We start from the raw sequence: 362 nt of genomic DNA, 5'->3' as shown, positions 1-362 counted from the left end.
TTTCCACCGTCACACACCTGATACTCGAAGGTATCTTCTCCTGTAAAGCCAGGATCCGGTGTGTAGGTATAACTTCCATCAGGATTGAATACCAGGGTTCCGTTGTCAGGACCACTGCCTGCAACCAGGGTAAACACTTCAGTGCCCGCTGGTCCGTCAGGGTTCTCGTCATTGGTCGCTACACTACCACTCACAGGAAGATCCTGGTAAGTGTCGTTGATATCGTCAATGGCATAGATCACATTCTGACCCGATATGGTAATGAACACCGTAGCCTGATCTCTGGCCACAGGAGTTCCATCGTCGAAGATCTCGTATACAAACTGATCCGTTCCGAAGAAATTCGGATCGTTCGGCACATA

1 protein-coding gene is annotated in these 362 nt (G+C 49.4%); it reads right to left on the bottom strand.

Features of this window, described 5'->3' with window-relative positions; all coding sequences use genetic code 11:
• A partial coding sequence (locus tag J1N09_RS15465; protein WP_265201183.1) for an Ig-like domain-containing protein occupies positions 1–362 on the bottom strand: 362 nt, incomplete at both ends.

Source organism: Aureitalea sp. L0-47, assembly GCF_026126405.1.
Taxonomy (GTDB): domain Bacteria; phylum Bacteroidota; class Bacteroidia; order Flavobacteriales; family Flavobacteriaceae; genus Pukyongia.
Note: the sequence above shows the minus strand (reverse complement) of the source record. Positions and strands in the feature narration are given on the sequence as shown.